At 69.6% G+C, this 19,463-nt stretch carries 14 protein-coding genes and 1 tRNA gene; 7 read left to right on the top strand and 8 right to left on the bottom strand.

The genetic code is table 11. From position 1 onward, the window contains the following. Positions 1 to 53: 53 nt before the first annotated feature. The 3 genes from OG202_RS23840 to OG202_RS23830 form a co-directional block, all read right to left on the bottom strand. Positions 54 to 638, bottom strand: a complete 585-nt coding sequence (locus OG202_RS23840) for a Uma2 family endonuclease (protein ID WP_327728888.1) — start codon at positions 636 to 638, stop codon at positions 54 to 56. A 473-nt stretch (positions 639 to 1,111) separates the two neighbouring features. Next, a complete protein-coding gene (locus OG202_RS23835; RefSeq protein ID WP_327728889.1) occupies positions 1,112 to 1,342 on the bottom strand; it encodes a hypothetical protein in 231 nt (76 codons plus the stop codon). 49 nt (positions 1,343 to 1,391) lie between these two features. After that, positions 1,392 to 3,671, bottom strand: a complete 2,280-nt coding sequence (locus OG202_RS23830; protein WP_327728890.1) for a Dyp-type peroxidase — start codon at positions 3,669 to 3,671, stop codon at positions 1,392 to 1,394. 230 nt (positions 3,672 to 3,901) lie between these two features. Between OG202_RS23830 and OG202_RS23825 the strand changes: the two genes are divergently transcribed. From OG202_RS23825 to purM, 5 genes are all read left to right on the top strand, one after another. Further along, positions 3,902 to 5,827, top strand: a complete 1,926-nt coding sequence (locus OG202_RS23825; RefSeq protein WP_327728891.1) for a galactose oxidase-like domain-containing protein — start codon at positions 3,902 to 3,904, stop codon at positions 5,825 to 5,827. 95 nt (positions 5,828 to 5,922) lie between these two features. Then, positions 5,923 to 6,720: a maleylpyruvate isomerase family mycothiol-dependent enzyme gene (locus tag OG202_RS23820; RefSeq protein WP_327728892.1), complete on the top strand. Its 798-nt coding sequence runs from the start codon at positions 5,923 to 5,925 to the stop codon at positions 6,718 to 6,720. Positions 6,721 to 6,789: 69 nt separating this feature from the next. Beyond that, entirely contained in the window at positions 6,790 to 7,605 is an 816-nt protein-coding gene (locus OG202_RS23815) for an META domain-containing protein (RefSeq protein WP_327732187.1), read from the top strand. 84 nt (positions 7,606 to 7,689) lie between these two features. Further along, the gene (purF, locus tag OG202_RS23810) at positions 7,690 to 9,216 is read left to right on the top strand and encodes an amidophosphoribosyltransferase (RefSeq protein WP_326581146.1); all 1,527 of its coding nucleotides are present in this window, start codon (positions 7,690 to 7,692) and stop codon (positions 9,214 to 9,216) included. Positions 9,217 to 9,261: 45 nt separating this feature from the next. Continuing rightward, a complete protein-coding gene (gene purM, locus OG202_RS23805; RefSeq protein WP_327728893.1) occupies positions 9,262 to 10,332 on the top strand; it encodes a phosphoribosylformylglycinamidine cyclo-ligase in 1,071 nt (356 codons plus the stop codon). Between the two features lie 200 nt (positions 10,333 to 10,532). Here the strand turns inward: purM and OG202_RS23800 are convergent, their stop codons facing one another. Continuing rightward, entirely contained in the window at positions 10,533 to 10,787 is a 255-nt protein-coding gene (locus OG202_RS23800; protein ID WP_326581150.1) for a DUF3073 domain-containing protein, read from the bottom strand. Between the two features lie 312 nt (positions 10,788 to 11,099). Then, complete coding sequence (locus tag OG202_RS23795; RefSeq protein WP_327728894.1) at positions 11,100 to 12,194, bottom strand: Leu/Phe/Val dehydrogenase; 1,095 nt, start codon at positions 12,192 to 12,194, stop codon at positions 11,100 to 11,102. A gap of 223 nt (positions 12,195 to 12,417) precedes the next feature. Here OG202_RS23795 and OG202_RS23790 point away from each other — a divergent pair, with 223 nt between their 5' ends. After that, entirely contained in the window at positions 12,418 to 13,260 is an 843-nt protein-coding gene (locus OG202_RS23790) for a hypothetical protein (RefSeq protein WP_326581154.1), read from the top strand. A gap of 632 nt (positions 13,261 to 13,892) precedes the next feature. After that, entirely contained in the window at positions 13,893 to 14,099 is a 207-nt protein-coding gene (gene bldC, locus OG202_RS23785) for a developmental transcriptional regulator BldC (protein WP_003949541.1), read from the top strand. A 513-nt stretch (positions 14,100 to 14,612) separates the two neighbouring features. On the opposite strand, the gene OG202_RS23780 is transcribed toward bldC, so the two are convergent. From OG202_RS23780 to hrpA, 3 genes are all read right to left on the bottom strand, one after another. Next, positions 14,613 to 14,804, bottom strand: a complete 192-nt coding sequence (locus OG202_RS23780; RefSeq protein WP_326581157.1) for a DUF6274 family protein — start codon at positions 14,802 to 14,804, stop codon at positions 14,613 to 14,615. A 304-nt stretch (positions 14,805 to 15,108) separates the two neighbouring features. Next, a tRNA-Asp gene (locus OG202_RS23775) sits at positions 15,109 to 15,183 on the bottom strand. A 100-nt stretch (positions 15,184 to 15,283) separates the two neighbouring features. Then, the gene (hrpA, locus tag OG202_RS23770; protein WP_327728895.1) at positions 15,284 to 19,261 is read right to left on the bottom strand and encodes an ATP-dependent RNA helicase HrpA; all 3,978 of its coding nucleotides are present in this window, start codon (positions 19,259 to 19,261) and stop codon (positions 15,284 to 15,286) included. Between the last annotated feature and the right edge of the window lie 202 nt (positions 19,262 to 19,463).

The following is a 19,463-nucleotide window of genomic DNA, read 5'->3' as shown; positions in this document are numbered from 1 at the left end:
AAGGCCCCGCCGGATGGGGAAGCATCCGGCGGGGCCTTCGCCGCGTCCTGGGATCAGCGGACGTAGTTCTTGAGGATCTCCGTGTCGAGTTCGATCCCGACCGGATCGGGAAGGGACACCTTCTCGCCGAACTTCGCGGTGTGCACGTCGCGGTAACCGCCGACCAGCCGGTCCGGGCCGCTGTGCACGGTGACGGTGCACGAGCCCCGGTCGATCAGAAGGTACAGAGGGATCCCGGACTGCCCGTACGCGGCCGGCTTCTCGTGCCGGTCCCGCCGGTCGGTGTCGGAGCCGTAGGACGTGACCTCGACGACCATGAGCGCCCCGTCGGGGTCGGCCCACTCGCCGTGTCCCGCGAAGTGGGCTTCGGGTGCGATCACCGCGTCCGGCTTCGCCCTGCCCTCACGGTACGTCTCCACCCTGAGCCCCTGGCCCTGATACAGGTCCAGGTCGGGCCTTGACTGCATACAGCGCCGGGTCAACCAGGACACGATGGTGCTGTGGTCCCCGTCCGTCACTTGCTTGACTCCGATCCGTCCGTTGATGAACTCCAACGTGACGGTCTCGGGAGCGGCGGAGGCGATCGTTTCGAACTCCTCCACCGACATCTGAGACGTGCGCTCGGCCATAACCGTCATGTTGCCCCCCTTTCCAGGCGAAGGCCAGTGTCGCCAGTGGGCGTCGGAGCGAGGCGTACTTCGCCGTCGATCACACTTTCGGGTGACCTCTCTCCCGGGTCCGCGCAGTCCCGGCACGCGTACTCCGTACGGCCCGGACCCGTGGCGCCGTGCACGACGGCCACGGGGACCGGCTTCTCGGCGGGGCACTGGCACCGTACGCAGATCCGGGTCCGGCGCAGGCACTCCGAGCACATCCGCCCCATACGGTCCACGGTCCCGTAGCGCAGGAAGGGCGCGCGGCCGGTGCCGCAGACCGTGCACGGGAGTTCGGGGCGCGGGTCCTCAGCAGCGGCAGGCATGGTCGCGGTCCTTCCCGCCGTTCGTGGGCACGTGGGGTCCGGAGACGCCCCAGCCCCGTAGTGGCGCCGGCGGCGAGGCCGCCGCCCGGTGTCCCCTGCCGATCCGCCGGCCGAGCCGACGCAGCAACGCCCTCACGCCCGCCCCTCCCGGGCCACGAGTTCCGTCTCCTCGACGAGCGACTGCCGCTCGGTGTGGTCGGCCAGCCGCGTCCAGAGGTACGCCCGCCCGGCATCGACCTTGTCGTAGCCGGACCCGATCCCCGCCCTCGCCCTCGCACCCCAGGCCTTCACCGCCTTCGTCGGCCATGTCAAAACCGCCCGTACGGACCCGGCGGTCCGTACGGGCGGGTGAGCGTCAGCCAAGCCGTTTGGTCAGCTGGGCGTGACCGGGCCGCTCGGCCAGGCGGCCGGGTCAGTTCGTCAGTGACGTCCAGAGCGTCAGTGGCCGGTCGCCGACCGACTCCTGGTCCGGGTGTCCGGCACCGCTCTTGATCGAGATGATCCGGTACCTGTCCTGGTGGAAGACCCAGAACAGGCTGAAGCCGTTGATCATCTGCATGTCCGGCACGGCCAGGAACTCGTCGACCTTGTCGATCCCGGCCAGCGACTGCCAGAGCGACAGTGAACGGTCGCCGCGCTCGATCACGTCGGTGTGCGCCTTGCCGTCGGCGATCGAGATCAGTCGGTAGACCTGCTGGCCCATGAGGGTGTGGAAGACCCAGTACCAGCTCCTGCCGTTGTTCCGGAACTCGCCGCTCCAGTCCGGCACGGGCAGGAAGGCGTCCACCTGCTCGATGCCGTTGAACGAGGTCCAGGCCGTGATCGCCCGGTCCCCCCGGTCGACGGTGCCCGCCTGATCCGGCGGCAGGCCCGACTCGGCCCGGTCGTTGATCGAGATCAGCCGGTAGACCTGGCGGCCCTCGGTGGTGTGGAACAGCCAGAACCGGCTGCGCCCGTCGATCCGCTGCTCGTCCGGCACCGGGAGCACCGCGTCCACACGGCCGACCCCGCTGTAGAGCTGCGGCCAGGTGGAGAGCGGCCGGTCGGGCCGCTCCAGCCTGTCGCTGTGTTCGTCGCCCTCGGCGATCGAGACGGTGCGGGCGACCGGGCCCGAACCGCCCGTTCCGTACGCCCAGTACCAGCTCTTGCCGCCCTGGCGGTAGAGGTCCGGGACGGCCAGGAAGGCGTCGGTGGGCCGGACGGTGCTGGGCAGCTTGTCGGTCAGCCGTCCCTCGCCGAGCAGCCGGAGCGTGGTCAGCGAGGGCGCGAAGCCGTACACCGAGCCCTCGGTGGTCACGAACTGGTTGAACGTCAGCTGGGTGGAGGCGCCGGGCGATTCGTACGTCACGGTGCCGGTCGGGCCGACGTCCGGGTCGGGGCCGGGCTTGTTCGTCCGGCCCGGGGGGAAGTTCGGGTCGTTGATCCAGGCCTTCTGGATGAACTCGAACTGCTCGACGAGGTCGGACTGGTAGCTCACGAAGAGCAGCCCGCGTGGGTCGTCGGGCCCGCCGGGCCCCTCCGAGGCAGGGTCGAAGGGCGCGCCGTACGGGGAGCCCCGGCGCATGATCCGCCGGCGGTCCATCACCGGGTTCTCCGGGAACGGTTCGGCGCCGGGTTTCTCCTGCAGGCCGTCGCGGGGGTTGGTCTTGCGCAGGTGGGAGAAGAGCGGGGTGACGAAGCCCTCCGGATCGTTCTTGAAACCGAAGTCGTTGTCCGCACCGGCCTCCGCGTTGCCCGGCCGGTCCGCGTGCGGGCACTTGGCCACGGGGGTGCCCGAGCGCCAGCGGCCGACCACCCGGGCGGCCAGCCACTCGGGGGTGGCCTCCGGCGGCACCACCTTGGCCTTCTTCAGGACCTTGAGCTGCGCGGAGATCTGGGCCCACCAGCCGGGTACGTCCTGGGCCAGCCGGCGCACCACGTGGAAGCTGCCGTTCACCGCCCAGTCCGGCATCTCGTCGTAGGTGATACCGCCGATCCTCGGATGTCCGATCACGAACTCGCCCGCCGGGATCAGCCGGGTGCCGGGCTTGCCCTTCTCGTACTCGGGCCGCTCCGGGTCCGGCTCGTCGAAGCCGATCACGGCCGGCTCGCTCACGCCGTCCTTGAAGCCGAAGTGCTCCTTGCCGCGGCGGGAGCCGGTCAGGGTCGCGCCGTTCTGCTGGAAGACGATCACGATCTTGGCCTGGGCGGTTGCCTCGCGCTGCGCGGTGACGGCGGCCTGCAGGTCCTGGACGGTGTCCGAGGCGATGGTCAGTACCGCGTGCACGGTCTGGCCCTTGCCGTTGCCGAACAGCCAGTTCTCCGGCGAGCTGTCGCCGACGTCGCCAAGCGCACGTTTGTTCGAGCCGTCCTTGAACGCCTCCAGTGTGCCGCCCGGCCGCGTGCTGGGCAGCGGGTCCTTGCCGATCAGTTGCCAGATGCCCTCGTGGGTGAAGCTGACGTTCATCCAGGTCGCTTTCAGCTTCTGCGGATCGTCGCCGCCCGAGGCCTGCCTGGCCTTGCGGAACGCCGCGTTGAAGGTGGCGACCTGTTTGGTGGTGGAGATCTGCGGTTCGAGCTGCCGCACCCACGTCCTCGCCCTGGCCGCGTCCTCGAACTTGAGGAAGAGCAGGGTCATCTGGTCCTTCTTGAAACCCGCGAGGACATCGCCCTGGATGTCCTCGCTCTCCCGCAGTTTCAGTTCAGTCGGCATCTCGTCTCCCGATGACGAAGCGTTACTTTAAGTAGCCATACAACTACGTCATGTGTTCATAAGTCGACGGGCTGTGCTCCGGGCTGACCCGACCGGGCGAACCAGCCGGACCGGCTCACCCGGCTGCCCGCTCGGAAACGACAGCCAGTCGCGGTGAACCAACACTGGGTGACGGTGCGTCGGCCCATCGGCCGGCCCATGCCATCGATCCCAGCTTCGCTAGGAGTTCCATGTCCCGCGGTAATCCCTCGACCGTCCCCCGGTGGCTGCTCGCGGCCGCACTGGCGGTCTGCACCACCTCCGCACTGACCGTCGGAGTGACCGGACCGGCCATTGCCCATGGCACCGACCACGACCACGACCGGACCGCCGGCACCTCCGCCAGGGCGCCGGTGAAGGCCGATCCGGACGAGGCCGCGGCCCTCGGCGAGGAGCACGCCGAGGAGCACGCCCACACCAGGAGGGCGCTGGCGGCGCTCGGCGACTACCCGCAGACCACCCGCACCGCGCGCCTCAAGGCGCTGGGTGAGTCCCAGGCCGCCGCCAACACGGGCTTCGACCCGAGTGAGTCCGGGCGGTTCCGGGAGTACTTCCCGTCCCCCGACTTCGCCGCGCACGTCGCCCAGCTGCCCACCGGCAAGGTGCTGCTGTTCTCGTTCGAGCGGGTCGAGAAGAACCCGCAGAAGGAACCCGCGCCGACCGACACCATCGGCAAGGAGAACGCGGGGCGGGCCTACCTCTGGGACCCGGCCAAGGGCACCGGATCGGACGCCTTCACCAAGGTCACCCCGCCGACGGTCAACGTGCCGGACGGGCTCAACCAGCCGCGTCCCGCGCCGTTCTTCTGCGCCGGGCACTCCTTCCTGCCGAACGGCATGCTCGGTGTCTTCGGCGGCAACCTGGGCGGCAACGGCGGCACCGGGGCCAAGCTCTCGCTGGTCTTCGACCCCTGGCAGGAGGTCTGGTACCAGAACAAGGACATGGCGGTCGGCCGTTGGTACCCGAGCGTGGTGACCGGGATGGACGGCCGACAGCTCATCATGTCCGGCCAGTCCGAGCTGGGCTGGGGCACGCCGACCTCGATCGTCGAGCGCTTCCCCGCGCTCGACAGGCCGGTGCCGGTGGCCAGGACCGACAAGCCGGAAGGCTGGTCCGTCGGCGGGTTCCGGGCGGACGCGCCGTTCAAGCGCGACTACCCGCACCTGTTCTCGTTGCGCGACGGCAAGATCTACGGGCTCGGCCGCAACCCCGACCAGCAGTGGACGTTCGACATCAACACCGAGACCAGAAGCGACCTTCCGGCCCGCCCGGACATCCCGCACCCGCCGGGTGCCATGGTCCCCCCGCAAGGCATCGGCCGTAACTACGGTTCGGCCGTCCCGCTCCCGGCCGGCTTCCGCGGCCCGGACTCGGTGCTGGTCCTCGGCGGCGACCGTGACGACCCGAACACCTACCAGCTGGTCGGCGGCCAGTGGAGCAAGGAGAAGCCGCGCGCCTTCGGCCGCACCCAGGACAACACCCTGCTGCTCCCGGACGCCAACCTGCTCACCGTGAACGGCGCCTTCGACATCCGCGACTACGGCAACGGGCCGTACAACCCGAACGCCGACCTGAAGTACCGCCAGACCGAACTCCGGGACGCGAACGGCAACTGGAAGCTCGGCCCGGCCCAGCGGCTGCCGCGCGGCTACCACTCCAACGCGGTGGTCCTCCCCGACGGCCGGGTGATGGTGACCGGTGACGAACTGCAGCAGCTCGCCAACGACCCGAACATCGACGACGACATGAACGGCAGCATCGAGATCTACGAGCCGCCCTACCTGCACCAGGGCGGCCGCCCCAACCTCGGCATGGTCTTCAACCCCTCGGTCGGCTACAACGAGCGGATCACCGTCAGCAGCACCACCGCCGCCGACGTGACCCGGGCAGTGCTGCTCGCCCCGACCACCGCGACCCACTCGGTCAACACCAGCCAGCGCCACCTGGACCTGCGGATCAAGAGCCGCTCCGGCAACTTCGTCGAGCTCCAGGCACCGCCCTCGGCCGCCGCCGCCCCACCCGGCTACTACATGATCTTCCTGCTGAACGAGGAGGGCGCCCCGAGCAACGCGGGCTGGGTCCAGCTCAAGCCCACCTCGGGCGGCCAGACCCCCTGACGCCACACCGGCACGTCGCTGCGGCCCGCCGTCTCGGACAGCGGGCCGCAGCGACGTGCCCTCCGTCGGGCGCGGCTCCAATTACGCTTCCCACCATGCCCCCGGCCAGGAAACGCCCCCGCACCTACGACCCCGCCAAGACCCGCAAGGCCGTGCTGGCCCAGTTCGGGAACGTACGGGAGGCCGTGGGCACCCTCACCGCCGAGCAGCTCGCGCTGCCGACGCGGCTCGGGGCGTGGACCGCGCGGGACCTGGCCGCGCACCTCACCATGGCCGTGGAGAGCGTCAGCCGTGCCCTGGAACGGCCCGAGCCCCCGAAGGCCGGGCTGAACCCGCTCGACCACGCCTCCGCGACCGCCACGTACGCCGGCGCCATCGCCGAGGGCAGCCGCGGCCTGGCCGAGGCCGACCTCGACCTCGTCGCCCTCTACGCGGGGGTGGAGCAGCGGATCACCGAGGGGCTCGCGGCCGCCCCGCAGGACCGGGTCATCGACACCCGCGCCGGCGGCATGATGCTCGACGACTACCTGCTCACGCGCACCATCGAACTCGTCGTCCACACCGACGACCTGAACGCCGCCGTCCCCGGCCTCGACATCCCGTACGACCGGCACGCCCTCGCCACCTGTGTCCGGCTGCTCGCCGACACCCTCGCCGCGCGGGCGCCCGGCGGCTCGACGGAGGTGCGGATCCCGCCGTACGCCGTCGTGCAGTGCGTGGAGGGGCCGAGGCACACCCGGGGTACCCCGCCGAACGTCGTCGAGACGGACCCGCTGACCTGGATCCGTCTCGCCACCGGCCGCCTGGAGTGGGCCGCCGCCCTGGACGGGGCGAAGGTCAGCGCGAGCGGCGAGCGCGCCGATCTGAGCAGGCTGCTGCCCCTCATGAGCTGATCCGGGCCGCACCATCCCGGTGTAGTCATCCCGGTGGAACCACCCACCCACCCCACCCGTCCCACCGCCATGGACAAGCGACTGACCCTCACCGCCCTGGCCCTGCTCCCGCTCCCGCTGCTCGCGGCCTGCGGAACCGAGTCGGCCGGCGACTCCGGCAGCGGCAACGTCGGCTCGACCGCCACGAAGGCCTCGGTCACCGGCGTCCGCTGGAAGGTCGACAGCCTCACCGTCGGCGGGAAGACCGAGCAGGCCCCCGACGGCGCCTATCTGAAGATCGCCGACAACGGCGAGGTCGACGGCAACTACGGCTGCAACACCTTCGGCTCGACCGCCGCCTTCAAGGACGACGGCATCGACTTCGAGACCGCCCGGTCCACGGAGATGGCCTGCGGCGACGTCCCGATGAAGTTCGAGGAGGCCTTCGCCCGCACGCTCGACGCGGAGAAGTTCACGGCCGAGACCACCGACGGCGGGCTCACCCTCACCACGGGCGACGGCGACACCGTCAAGATGAGCGAGGAGAAGCCCGCGGAGCTCTACGGCACGAAGTGGCGGATCGACTCCCTCATGGACCACGACGTCGCCACCTCGCTCCCCGAGGCCGCCCAGGGCAAGGCCTGGTTCACCCTCGACAAGAAGGCCGGAACCCTGAACGGAAGCCTCGGCTGCAACGAGGTGTCGGCGAAGGCCACGGTGAGCGAGGACCGAATCACCCTCGGCAACCCGCGGACCACCCGCAAGATGTGCTCCGACTCACTCATGGCCGCCGAGCGCAGCCTTCTGGAGCTCTTCAAGGGCACGGTGGAGTATCGAATCGATCACCGCAGCATCACGCTGACCAGCGAAAACAACGCGGGCATCGGTGCCGTCGCCGACAAGTGACCGGAGACGGCCCGCAGTCGGGTACCGGGGCGGGCGAGATCACCGGATTCGGACCGGTGCACGATCTCGCCTACACTCGGTGGCGTGCCACGTGGTGACGGACGACTCAACCACGACCTTCTCCCCGGCGAGAAAGGCCCCCAGGACGCTTGCGGCGTCTTCGGTGTCTGGGCGCCGGGCGAAGAGGTCGCGAAGCTCACTTACTTCGGGCTCTACGCCCTCCAGCATCGGGGCCAGGAATCCGCGGGTATCGCGGTCAGCAACGGCTCCCAGATCCTCGTCTTCAAGGACATGGGCCTCGTTTCCCAGGTCTTCGACGAGACCTCGCTCGGTTCCCTCCAAGGTCACATCGCGGTCGGTCACGCCCGCTACTCGACCACCGGCGCCTCCGTGTGGGAGAACGCCCAGCCGACCTTCCGTGCCACCGCGCACGGCTCCATCGCACTCGGCCACAACGGCAACCTGGTCAACACGGCCCAGCTCGCCGAGATGGTCGCCGACCTGCCCAAGCAGGAGGGCCGTACGCCCCGCGTCGCGGCCACCAACGACACCGACCTGCTCACCGCGCTCCTCGCGGCCCAGGTCGACCCCGAGGGCAAGCCGCTGACCATCGAGGAGGCCGCCCACACGGTCCTCCCGAAGGTGCGCGGTGCCTTCTCCCTCGTCTTCATGGACGAGCACACCCTCTACGCGGCCCGTGACCCGCAGGGCATCCGCCCGCTGGTCCTCGGCCGCCTGGAGCGCGGCTGGGTCGTCGCCTCCGAGTCCGCCGCCCTCGACATCTGTGGCGCCGCCTACGTCCGGGAGATCGAGCCGGGCGAGTTCATCGCCATCGACGAGAACGGTCTGCGCAGCTCCCGATTCGCGGACGCGAAGCCCAAGGGCTGTGTCTTCGAGTACGTGTACCTGGCCCGCCCGGACACCGACATCGCCGGCCGGAACGTGTACCTCTCCCGTGTGGAGATGGGCCGCAAGCTCGCCAAGGAAGCCCCCGTCGACGCCGACCTGGTCATAGCGACCCCGGAGTCCGGCACCCCGGCCGCCATCGGCTACGCGGAGGCCTCGGGCATCCCGTTCGGTGCGGGTCTGGTGAAGAACGCGTACGTCGGACGTACGTTCATCCAGCCCTCCCAGACGATCCGGCAGCTCGGCATCCGGCTGAAGCTGAACCCGCTGAAGGAAGTCATCAAGGGCAAGCGCCTGGTGGTCGTCGACGACTCGATCGTCCGCGGCAACACCCAGCGCGCGCTGGTCCGGATGCTCCGCGAGGCCGGCGCGGCGGAAGTCCACATCCGGATCTCCTCACCTCCGGTGAAGTGGCCCTGCTTCTTCGGCATCGACTTCGCCACCCGCGCCGAGCTCATCGCCAACGGCATGACGATCGACGAGATCGGCACCTCCCTGGGCGCCGACTCCCTGGCGTACATCTCCCTCGACGGCATGATCGCGGCGACCACCATCGCCAAGCCGAACCTCTGCCGTGCCTGCTTCGACGGCGAGTACCCGATGGAACTGCCGGACCCCGAACTGCTCGGCAAGCAGCTGCTGGAGACCGAGCTGGCGGCCGGTCCCGCCGCCACGGCCGCGGCCGACGCGATCCGTCGTCCGTAGACGGTCCGTAACACCTGCCGTACGACACGAAGGTTCTCACTAGCCATGTCTGAGACAACTGGTGCCAGCTACGCAGCCGCGGGCGTCGACATCGAGGCGGGCGACCGCGCCGTAGAGCTCATGAAGGAGTGGGTGAAGAAGACGCAGCGCCCCGAGGTCCTCGGCGGCCTCGGCGGTTTCGCCGGCCTCTTCGACGCCTCCGCCCTCAAGGGCTACGAGCGCCCGCTGCTCGCCTCCGCCACGGACGGCGTCGGTACGAAGGTCGACATCGCCCGGCAGCTCGGCGTGTACGACACCATCGGCCACGACCTGGTCGCGATGGTGATGGACGACATCGTGGTCTGCGGCGCCGAACCGCTGTTCATGACCGACTACATCTGCGTCGGCAAGGTCCACCCCGAGCGGGTGGCGGCCATCGTCAAGGGCATCGCCGAGGGCTGTGTCCTCGCCGGCTGCGCCCTCGTCGGCGGTGAGACCGCCGAGCACCCCGGCCTCCTCGGCCCGGACGACTTCGACGTCGCCGGCGCCGGCACGGGCGTGGTCGAGGCGGAGCGGCTGCTCGGCCCGGACCGTATCCGTACGGGTGACGCGGTGATCGCCATGGCGGCCTCCGGCCTTCACTCGAACGGGTACTCGCTCGTCCGCCACGTCCTCCTCAACCAGGCGGGCCTCTCCCTGGACGCCGAGATCGCCGAACTCGGCCGCCCCCTCGGCGCGGAACTCCTGGAACCCACCAAGATCTACTCGCTGGACTGCCTGGCCCTCACCCGCACCACCGAGGTCCACGCCTTCAGCCACGTCACCGGCGGCGGCCTCGCCGCCAACCTGGCCCGTGTCATCCCCGACACCCTCCACGCCACGGTCGACCGCTCCACCTGGACCCCGGCCCCGATCTTCGACCTCGTCGGCAGGACGGGCCAGGTGGAACGCCTGGAGCTGGAGAAGACCCTGAACATGGGCGTGGGCATGATCGCCATCGTCCCCCAGGAGTCGGCGGACGTGGCCCTCACGGCCCTGGCGGACCGCGGGGTGGACGCCTGGGTGGCAGGCGAGATCACCGACCGCGGCGACCACACGACAGGCGCGGAACTGGTGGGCGACTACGCGCGAAGCTGAACAGCAACGCGCCCCTGATGGGCCGAAGGCCCAAAAGGGGCGCGAGGAACTGCGCGAGCGACCACGACGAATCCGCGGCCGCCCAAACCACAGGGGCACCTAACCCACGAGGCGCCCCTGCCCCAAGCGGAGCGCAACCGCGCAAAACCCGGTCCGGTGGTGGAAACCCCCTCGGACCGGGCAAGCGCAGCGAAACGGCGTCAAGCTCCGCGACGATGTGACGCCGGACCGGACTGGTCGTCCTCGTCCTCGTCGTCGTCGTTGTAGAGATCCGCGTACTGGGAGTACGGGTCGTCGTCGTCTTCGTCATCCTCGAACGGCTCGCCATTCGGCGGCTGGCTCGAAGTCGAAGCGCCCAGCTCATTGGCCAGACGCGACAGATCAGTCCCGCCGCTGCTGTACTTCAGCTGGCGGGCGACCTTCGTCTGCTTGGCCTTTGCCCGGCCGCGCCCCATGGCTCGACCCCCTCGGATACGGGGCTCGGTGGCCCCAGAGTCTTGACACGCGTTCATGATCTGGAACGGGCTCTCCGTGGAGAGACCGGTCCGTAGGGCTTCCACGGTACCTGAGCCCACGCCCATACGGTACGTCGCCCGCAGGACGTGCCCGAGCCCAGAACCTGCGAGGAGCCCTTTCCTCGCTGGTCAACCGCGATTTTAACCCTTTCTCGGCGAGCGACCCGCCGACGGAAGTGAGAGTTCTCTCTAAAGCCGCCGACGGGTACCGGCCGCCGCCGCGCGAAGGCGGCGCGACCCGGCCGCTCGGGCTCAGCGGCCGCGCGCCGCGGCCGCCTCGTGCATCCGCTGCTCGGCGATCCGGTCGGCCGCGGCGGCCGGCGGAATACCATCCGTCTTCGCACGTGCGAAGATCGCCAGGGTGGTGTCGTAGATCTGCGCGGCCTTCGCCTTGCACCGCTCGAAGTCGAATCCGTGGAGCTCGTCGGCGACCTGGACGACCCCTCCGGCGTTCACCACGTAGTCCGGCGCGTAGAGGATCCCGCGGTCGGCGAGGTCCTTCTCGACACCGGGGTGCGCGAGCTGGTTGTTGGCCGCGCCGCACACCACCTCGGCGGTCAGGACGGGCACGGAGTCGTCGTTGAGGGCCCCGCCGAGCGCGCAGGGGGCGTAGATGTCGAGCCCCTCGGTCCGGATGAGCGCGTCGGTGTGGGCGACGGCGGTGACCCCTTCCGGATGCCGGTCGAGAATCCGCCGTACGGCCTCCTCACGCACGTCCGTGATCACGATCTCGGCGCCCTCGGCCCGCAGATGCGTCACGAGGTGGTGGCCGACCTTGCCGACGCCCGCGATCCCGACCCTGCGGCCGCGCAGCGTCGGATCGCCCCACAGGTGCTGGGCGGAGGCCCGCATGCCCTGGTAGACGCCGAAGGCGGTCAGGACGGACGAGTCGCCGGCGCCGCCGTTCTCGGGCGACCGGCCCGTCGTCCAGCGGCACTCGCGGGCCACGACGTCCATGTCGGCGACGTACGTGCCGACGTCGCACGCGGTGACGTACCGGCCGCCCAGCGAGGCCACGAACCGTCCGTAGGCGAGCAGCAGCTCCTCGCTCTTGATCCGGTCGGGATCGCCGATGATCACGGCCTTGCCGCCGCCGTGGTCGAGCCCGGCCATGGCGTTCTTGTACGACATCCCGCGCGCGAGGTTCAGCGCGTCGGCGACGGCCTCCGCCTCGGTCGCGTACGGGTAGAAGCGCGTGCCGCCGAGAGCGGGGCCCAGCGCGGTGGAGTGGATGGCGATGACGGCCTTGAGGCCGCTGGCCCGGTCCTGGCAGAGCACGACTTGCTCGTGGCCGCCCTGGTCCGAGTGGAACAGGGTGTGCAGGACGCCGTCAGATACGTCGGTCACTGTGGTGACTCCTGGGTAAGAAGCGGCGGGGGGTGACAGGCTCCCGTACGGGTGGCGGGGCCTGTGGGGATGAGATTAGAGCCTGCGTCCGCCGTACAGCGGCGCAGCCTCAGGATCACCCCACTTCCGGAGTACGGCCGTGGTGGGATCCGCACAGTTTTCCGGCCCGCCGGTGTGCGGGTTCGGCAGGTTTCCCCGGTGGCAGCCGGGGGAGGGAGCAGGCGTGCCCAAGGTGTCCTCGGTGATCGTCCCGTACGCGTCCTACCTCCGCGTGTACGAGCCGCTGGCGGCCTTCCCCGAGCCCGAGCGCGGCCACTGGGCCCGCTACGCCCGGCGCACCGACCGGCCCTCGTACCAGGACGAGCTGCGCCGCTCGCTGGCCGACCTGCTGCCCACCCCGCCCGTCCCGGTGCCGGTGCACGAGAGCGGCGACGCCTTCGTGCTGGACGTCGACGGGGTGGTCTGCGTCTGCCCCTGGCGGACCCGGCTGCGTGGCTGGCAGGCGCTCGGCGACCTGGCCGAGGAGCTGCCCACCCCCGTCCTGGACGCGGTGCTGCCGCCACTGGTGCGCCACCAGGCGAGCCAGGACTACGAGCGCTGGATGGCCGGCAACCCGGACGCCCGGCCGTGGATCCGCACCGCGACCTGGCACGTGCCGCTGAACTGGTTCGTCCTCGTCTCGGACGAGGAGCGGACCTACGAGAAGGGTGCGGGCGAGACCTCGCCCGTGCTTCGCTATCGCACTCCGATGGTGGAGGCCCGGCGGCGCGTGGCGCGCGGGCTGCGGACCCTGCGGGACACCCTCGACGAGGGACCGCTCATCGACGGTCTGGTCGACGTGGGCCGCTGGCTGGAGGAGTTCCACCCGCGCTCGCTCGTCGAGCTGGACTACGGCGGCCTCGTGCACGTCCTGCCCGCCGCCGAGCTGGACGGCGACCACTCCGCCGCCGACGTCGCCGAGGGCATCGAGGCCCTTCGCGGTGGCGACGGCCTCACGGCCGGAGAGGCGTACGGGCGGCTGGTCGAGCGCTGGCGGGCGGTACGGGACCGGCGCTCGGCGAACTGAACCGGTCCTTCGCGAGCAGAAACGGTCCGAACCGGTTGAACCATCTCAACCTCGCAGCCGTACTTGTGACTTGTGGGGCCAGCGAGAAAAGGCTTTCCACGCAAGCTGAAGCATGGTGAACTGTCCACTCTTGGCCCAGGCCTGACGCACCGAAGTTCCACAGGGACGTCATCACGGGACGTAGGCCGCCGATCCGGGCTTTTGTGTCAAGCAGGCGCCAAGCGTGACGGATTGCACTTACGCGGGCCTTGCCTCTTACGCACCTCCTCGTGTCAAAATAGGACAAGGAGCCCGGGGGAGGCTCCTTCTGCCCACGTATGGGTGGAATCTCAGCATTGCACGCTATTGGGGGGTCTCGTGACTCCTGCGCGCCACTGTGACTGATCGTCACAGTGGCGTGACTGTCCGCTATGGCATGGTCCATCGGCATCCGTCGCTGATGAACACCTGGGAGGGCAATTCCATCGGTTTGGCCGACGCGGCTGGACGGATGGTGTAGTTGTAGTGCCGAGGACAAGCCGTTCGTCCTATAACCGACTCGACTCGCGTCCGCCATTTCGGGCAACGCGGGTCAAGGTGCAGAATTTAGAGGAAAGAACCGAGAAGGTTCGGTTCTCCCGAGGAGGCCGCTCATGACCGCTCGCACCCCTGATGCCGAGCCGCTGCTGACCCCGGCTGAGGTCGCCACCATGTTCCGCGTCGACCCCAAGACGGTCACGCGGTGGGCGAAGGCCGGCAAGCTCACGTCCATCCGTACGCTCGGCGGACACCGCCGTTACCGCGAGGCTGAGGTCCGCGCACTGCTCGCGGGTATTCCGCAGCAGCGCAGCGAGGCCTGACCACTCGCATAACAGGGCATTTCGGCTGGTCCCCCAATCGGCCGGAAGCTCGAAAGCACCGCTCAAGCAGCTTCAAGCGACGCGGGTTCCGCCCCAACGGATCCCACGCCCGAGCCACACACAGCTTTCCGGGAGGCCCCAGGCCCCCTGGACATCGTCAGGCAAGCAACAAGGGTGTGTCGTAGATCGCGCTGGACTCCGCCGGGTCCAGCGCGATCTTTTTTGTGCGCGGAACGGGGCGCTTCAGGTCCGGAAGCGGCCGGTTGTGCTCGGGCTTGTCGGACTCTGGGGAGGGGTGTCGGATCTCCTGTGCAGGCCCCCGGGGGAGTGGTGCAATTGCACATATTAAATTGACTAGTTGTAGGGGACCTGTAAGAACCGGCGTTCTGAAAACTCATACGGTGACACCCGTCACACGCCGGGATCCTTGTTGACCGACCGGTATGTGCGATAGGGGAGGCGGGAGTTGAGCGCGCCGCGCCCTCGCCGAGTGTGTTCCCTGCCGGACGCGTCTCACGCCTTGGAAGGGGTCTCGTCCTCCGTGGGGCCCTCCATGCCGTCCTCGTCGCCCGTCGCGGGGTCCGTCACCAGCCGCAGCAGGCGGTGGCAGATGGGGCAGTGAGGGGTGAGGTGGCGGTACGAGGAGGCGGCCGACAGATGGGCACGGAGCAACGCGCGGGTCTCATGCCGAGCGGACGCCGCCATGCGCCACCTCCGGGGGTGTCTGGGCCCTGAATCTGAGGTACCGGCGGAATGTGACGCCGTCAACCCCCGGCGCGCCCGTGGAGGGCCGCGGGCCCCTCCAGGGGGCGCGGGAACCGCGCGACCAGCCCCACGCGCCCCGTACGCGCCCAACAACCCCAGAGTCCCGCGCTCTTGGGCGGCGGCGGCCCGGCGGCAGGGTTGGCGGTGGGGTCGGCGGCGGGGTCGGCGCTGGGGGAGGGGAATCCCGCTGCCCCAACGACAAGAGGCCCGCATCCTCATCGGATACGGGCCTCTCACGATCGTGCGGTCCTGACGGGATTTGAACCCGCGGCCTCCACCTTGACAGGGTGGCGAGCACTCCAAACTGCTCCACAGGACCAGGTTTCGCAGTCCGCGCCTTGTTGCCGCGCTGGCCTGCGAGAAGAGACTGTACAGGAGCCGGAGCCCGTCGGTCGAACTCACCCGGAGTGCACGGCCCGTTACGGAACCGCGGCGTCGATCGCCTTCACGATCCGCTTGTCGGAGACGGGGTAGGCCGTGCCCAGCGCGTGGGCGAAGTAGCTGACGCGCAGCTCCTCGATCATCCAGCGGATCTCCAGGACGGAGGACGGGACGGGCCGGCCCTGGGGGAGCTGTTCGAGCAGCCAAGCGTACTCGTCACGCATCTCGTGGACCTTCTCCATGCGGGAGGTGTCCCGCTGGACGCCGGTCGGCATCTGCTGGAGGCGGCGGTCGGCCGCCACCAGATAGCGCATCAGGTCCGGCAGCCGGCGCAGCCCCGCCTCCGTGACGAACCCGGGCTTCACGAGGGCGTCCAGCTGCCCCCGTACGTCGGCGAGGTTGGCGAGGAGGGCCGGGCTGCGGGTGGACTTCAGGCGGCGCTCACAGGCCTGCCAGGCGGCCAGCACCTGCTGGACCTGGCCGACGGTACGGACCGTGGTGTCGACGATCTCGGCGCGCACCTTGTCGTACAGCTTGCGGTACGACGACTCGTCCCACGCCGGCCCGCCGAAGTCGGCGATCAGCTTGTCGGCGGCCGCCATCGCGCAGTCGTCGAACAGGGCCTGGATCGAACCGTGCGGGTTCGCGGACAGCGCCAGCTTCTGCGCGTTGGTCAGCTTTTCGGAAGCGAACTTCGCGGGGTTGACCGGGATGTTGCTCACGATCAGCCGGCGGGTGCCCTTCCACATCGCCTCCGCCTGCTCCGCCTCCGTGTCGAAGAGGCGCACGGAGACGGTGTTCGCCGTCGGTCCGTCGTCGACGAGCGCCGGATAGGCCTTCACCGGCTGCCCGGCCCGGCGGGTCTCGAAGACACGGGTGAGCGAACCGATCGTCCAGTCCGTCAGACCCGTGCGCTCCAGGGACTCGCCGCCCTGGCGCTCGGCGGTCGCCGCTGCCGCCTGGGAGAGGGCCTGGCGCGCCTTCGGCTTCAACCGCAGCCGCAGCGACTCCAGGTCCTTGTCCTCGGCCAGCTTCCGGCGCCGTTCGTCGACGATCCGGAAGGTGATCTTCAGGTGGTCGGGGACCCGGGACCAGTCGAAGTCCTCGGGCGTCACCGGCACGCCCACCATGCGCTTGAGCTCGCGGGCCATCGTCACCGGCAGCGGCTCCTGCAGGGGGACCGCCTGGTCCAGGAAGCGCTGCGCGAAGTTCGGCGCGGGCACGTAGTTCCTGCGGATCGGCTTCGGGAGGGAGCGGATCAGTTCCGTCACCACCTCCTGCCGCAGGCCCGGGATCTGCCAGTCGAAGCCCTCGTCGGTGACCTGGTTGAGGACGTGCAGGGGGATGTGGACCGTCACACCGTCCGCGTCGGCACCCGGCTCGAACTGGTACGTGACGCGGAACTTGAGCTGCCCCTGGCGCCAGGAGTCCGGGTAGTCGGCCTTCGTGACCGCCTCCGCCGACTCCCGGATGAGCATCTCCCGCTCGAAGTCCAGGAAGTCGGGCTGGTCGTGGCGCTTGTGCTTCCACCAGGAGTCGAAGTGGGCGCCGGAGACGACATGCTCGGGGACCCGCTGGTCGTAGAAGTCGAAGAGCGTGTCGTCGTCGACCACGATGTCCCGGCGCCGGGCCCGGTGCTCCAGCTCCTCGACCTCGCTGAGGAGCTTGCGGTTGTCGGCGAAGAACTTGTGGTGCGTACGCCAGTCGCCCTCGACGAGCGCGTTGCGGATGAACAGCTCGCGGCTGGCCTCCGCGTCGATCCGGCCGTAGTTGATCTTCCGCTGGGCGACGATCGGCACGCCGTACAGCGTGACCTTCTCGTACGCCATCACGGCCGCCTGGTCCTTCTCCCAGTGCGGCTCGCTGTACGTCCGCTTGAGGAGGTGCTCGGCGAGCGGCTCGACCCACTCCGGTTCGATCTTCGCGTTGACGCGCGCCCAGAGGCGGCTGGTCTCCACCAGCTCCGCCGACATCACGAAGCGCGGGGGCTTCTTGAAGAGGGCCGAGCCGGGGAAGATCGCGAACTTGGCGTTGCGGGCGCCCAGGTACTCGTTCTTCCCCGTGCTTCTCCCGGCCTCCCCTCCGGCGTCCTTCACATCCTTCATGCCGATGTGGGAGAGCAGGCCGGCGAGGAGGGAGACATGGACGTGCTGCTCGGGGGCGTCGTCCTCGTTGAGATGGATGTCCATCTGTTTGGCGACGGTGCGCAGTTGGCTGTAGATGTCCTGCCATTCGCGGATCCGCAGGAAGTTCAGGTACTCCTGCTTGCACATCCTGCGGAAGGACGACGAGCCGCGTTCCTTCTGCTGCTCGCGGACGTACCGCCAGAGGTTGAGGAAGGCGAGGAAGTCGCTGGTCTCGTCCTTGAAGCGGGCGTGCTGCTGGTCCGCCTGGGCCTGCTTGTCGGCGGGGCGCTCGCGCGGGTCCTGGATGGAGAGCGCGGCGGCGATCACCATGACCTCGCGGGCGCAGCCGTTCTTGTCGGCCTCGACGACCATGCGGGCCAGGCGCGGGTCGACGGGCAGCTGGGAGAGCTTGCGGCCCATCGGGGTCAGGCGGTTGCGCGCGTCCTTCTGCGTCGGGTCGAGCGCGCCGAGCTCCTGGAGCAGCTGGACGCCGTCGCGGATGTTGCGGTGGTCCGGCGGGTCGATGAAGGGGAACTTCTCGATGTCGCCGAGGCCGGCCGCGGTCATCTGGAGGATGACGCTCGCGAGGTTCGTACGGAGGATCTCGGCGTCCGTGAACTCCGGGCGGGCCTCGAAGTCGTCCTCGCTGTACAGGCGGATGCAGACACCGTCGGACGTACGGCCGCAACGGCCCTTGCGCTGGTTGGCGCTGGCCTGGGAGATCGCCTCGATCGGGAGCCGCTGGACCTTGGTGCGGTGGCTGTAGCGGCTGATGCGGGCGAAGCCCGGGTCGATGACGTACTTGATGCCGGGGACCGTGAGGGACGTCTCGGCGACGTTCGTGGCCAGAACGATCCTGCGGCCGGTGTGCGGCTGGAAGACGCGGTGCTGCTCGGCGTGCGAGAGCCGGGCGTAGAGGGGGAGTACTTCCGTGAAGCGGTACTGCTTCTTGATGAGGGCGTCCGCCGTGTCGCGGATCTCGCGCTCACCGGACAGAAAGACGAGGATGTCGCCCTTGCCCTCGCCCTGAAGCTCCTCGACGGCGTCGCAGATCGCGGTGATCTGGTCCCGGTCGGCGTCGTCGCCGTCCTCCTCCAGGAGGGGGCGGTAGCGCACCTCCACCGGATACGTACGGCCGCTGACCTCGACGATCGGCGCGTCGCCGAAGTGGCGGGAGAAGCGCTCGGGGTCGATGGTCGCGGAGGTGATGACGACCTTGAGGTCGGGGCGCTTGGGCAGCAGCTGGGCGAGATAGCCCAGCAGGAAGTCGATGTTGAGGGACCGCTCGTGGGCCTCGTCGATGATGATCGTGTCGTAGGCGCGCAGCTCGCGGTCCGTCTGGATCTCGGCGAGCAGGATGCCGTCCGTCATCAGCTTGACGAAGGTCGCGTCGGGATTCACCTGGTCGGTGAACCGCACCTTCCAGCCGACGGCCTCGCCCAGAGGCGTCCGCAGCTCCTCCGCCACGCGCTCGGCGACCGTACGGGCGGCGATACGACGGGGCTGCGTATGCCCGATCATGCCGCGTACGCCGCGCCCCAGCTCCATACAGATCTTGGGGATCTGGGTCGTCTTGCCGGAGCCGGTCTCGCCCGCGACGATGACGACCTGGTGGTCGCGGATGGCGGCCGCGATGTCGTCCTTCCGCTGGCTGACGGGCAGTTGTTCGGGGTACGAGACGGCCGGCACGCGCGCGGCGCGCTCGGCCATGCGGGACTCGCCCTTGGCGACCTCCGCCTCGATCTCGGCGAGCACGGCGGCCCGGGCCTCGGGCTTACGGATCTTGCGCGCGCCTTCGAGCCTGCGCCCGAGCCGGTGCGCGTCGCGCAGGGACAGCTCGGCCAGACGGGGGGCGAGGGCGCCGAAGGCGGGGGCGGGGTGAGTGGACATACGCGACCCAGGATCTCACCTCAGGGAAACGAGGGGCGAACGCTTTTGCGTCCGCCCCTCGCCCGATGCCTGTGATGCGCGTTACCGCACGTCGACGTAGTCCTCTGTGTCCTTTGTGTCGTCTGTGCCGCTGTCGACGAAGTGTTCGCTGTCGGGCTTTCGCCGACCGTCACAGGTCTCCTGGTGACGCGCCTCAAGAAGC

Origin of the sequence: Streptomyces sp. NBC_00310 (assembly GCF_036208085.1) — a bacterium.
In the GTDB taxonomy this organism is placed as follows: domain Bacteria; phylum Actinomycetota; class Actinomycetes; order Streptomycetales; family Streptomycetaceae; genus Streptomyces.
This window is presented reverse-complemented; position numbering and strand designations above follow the sequence as displayed.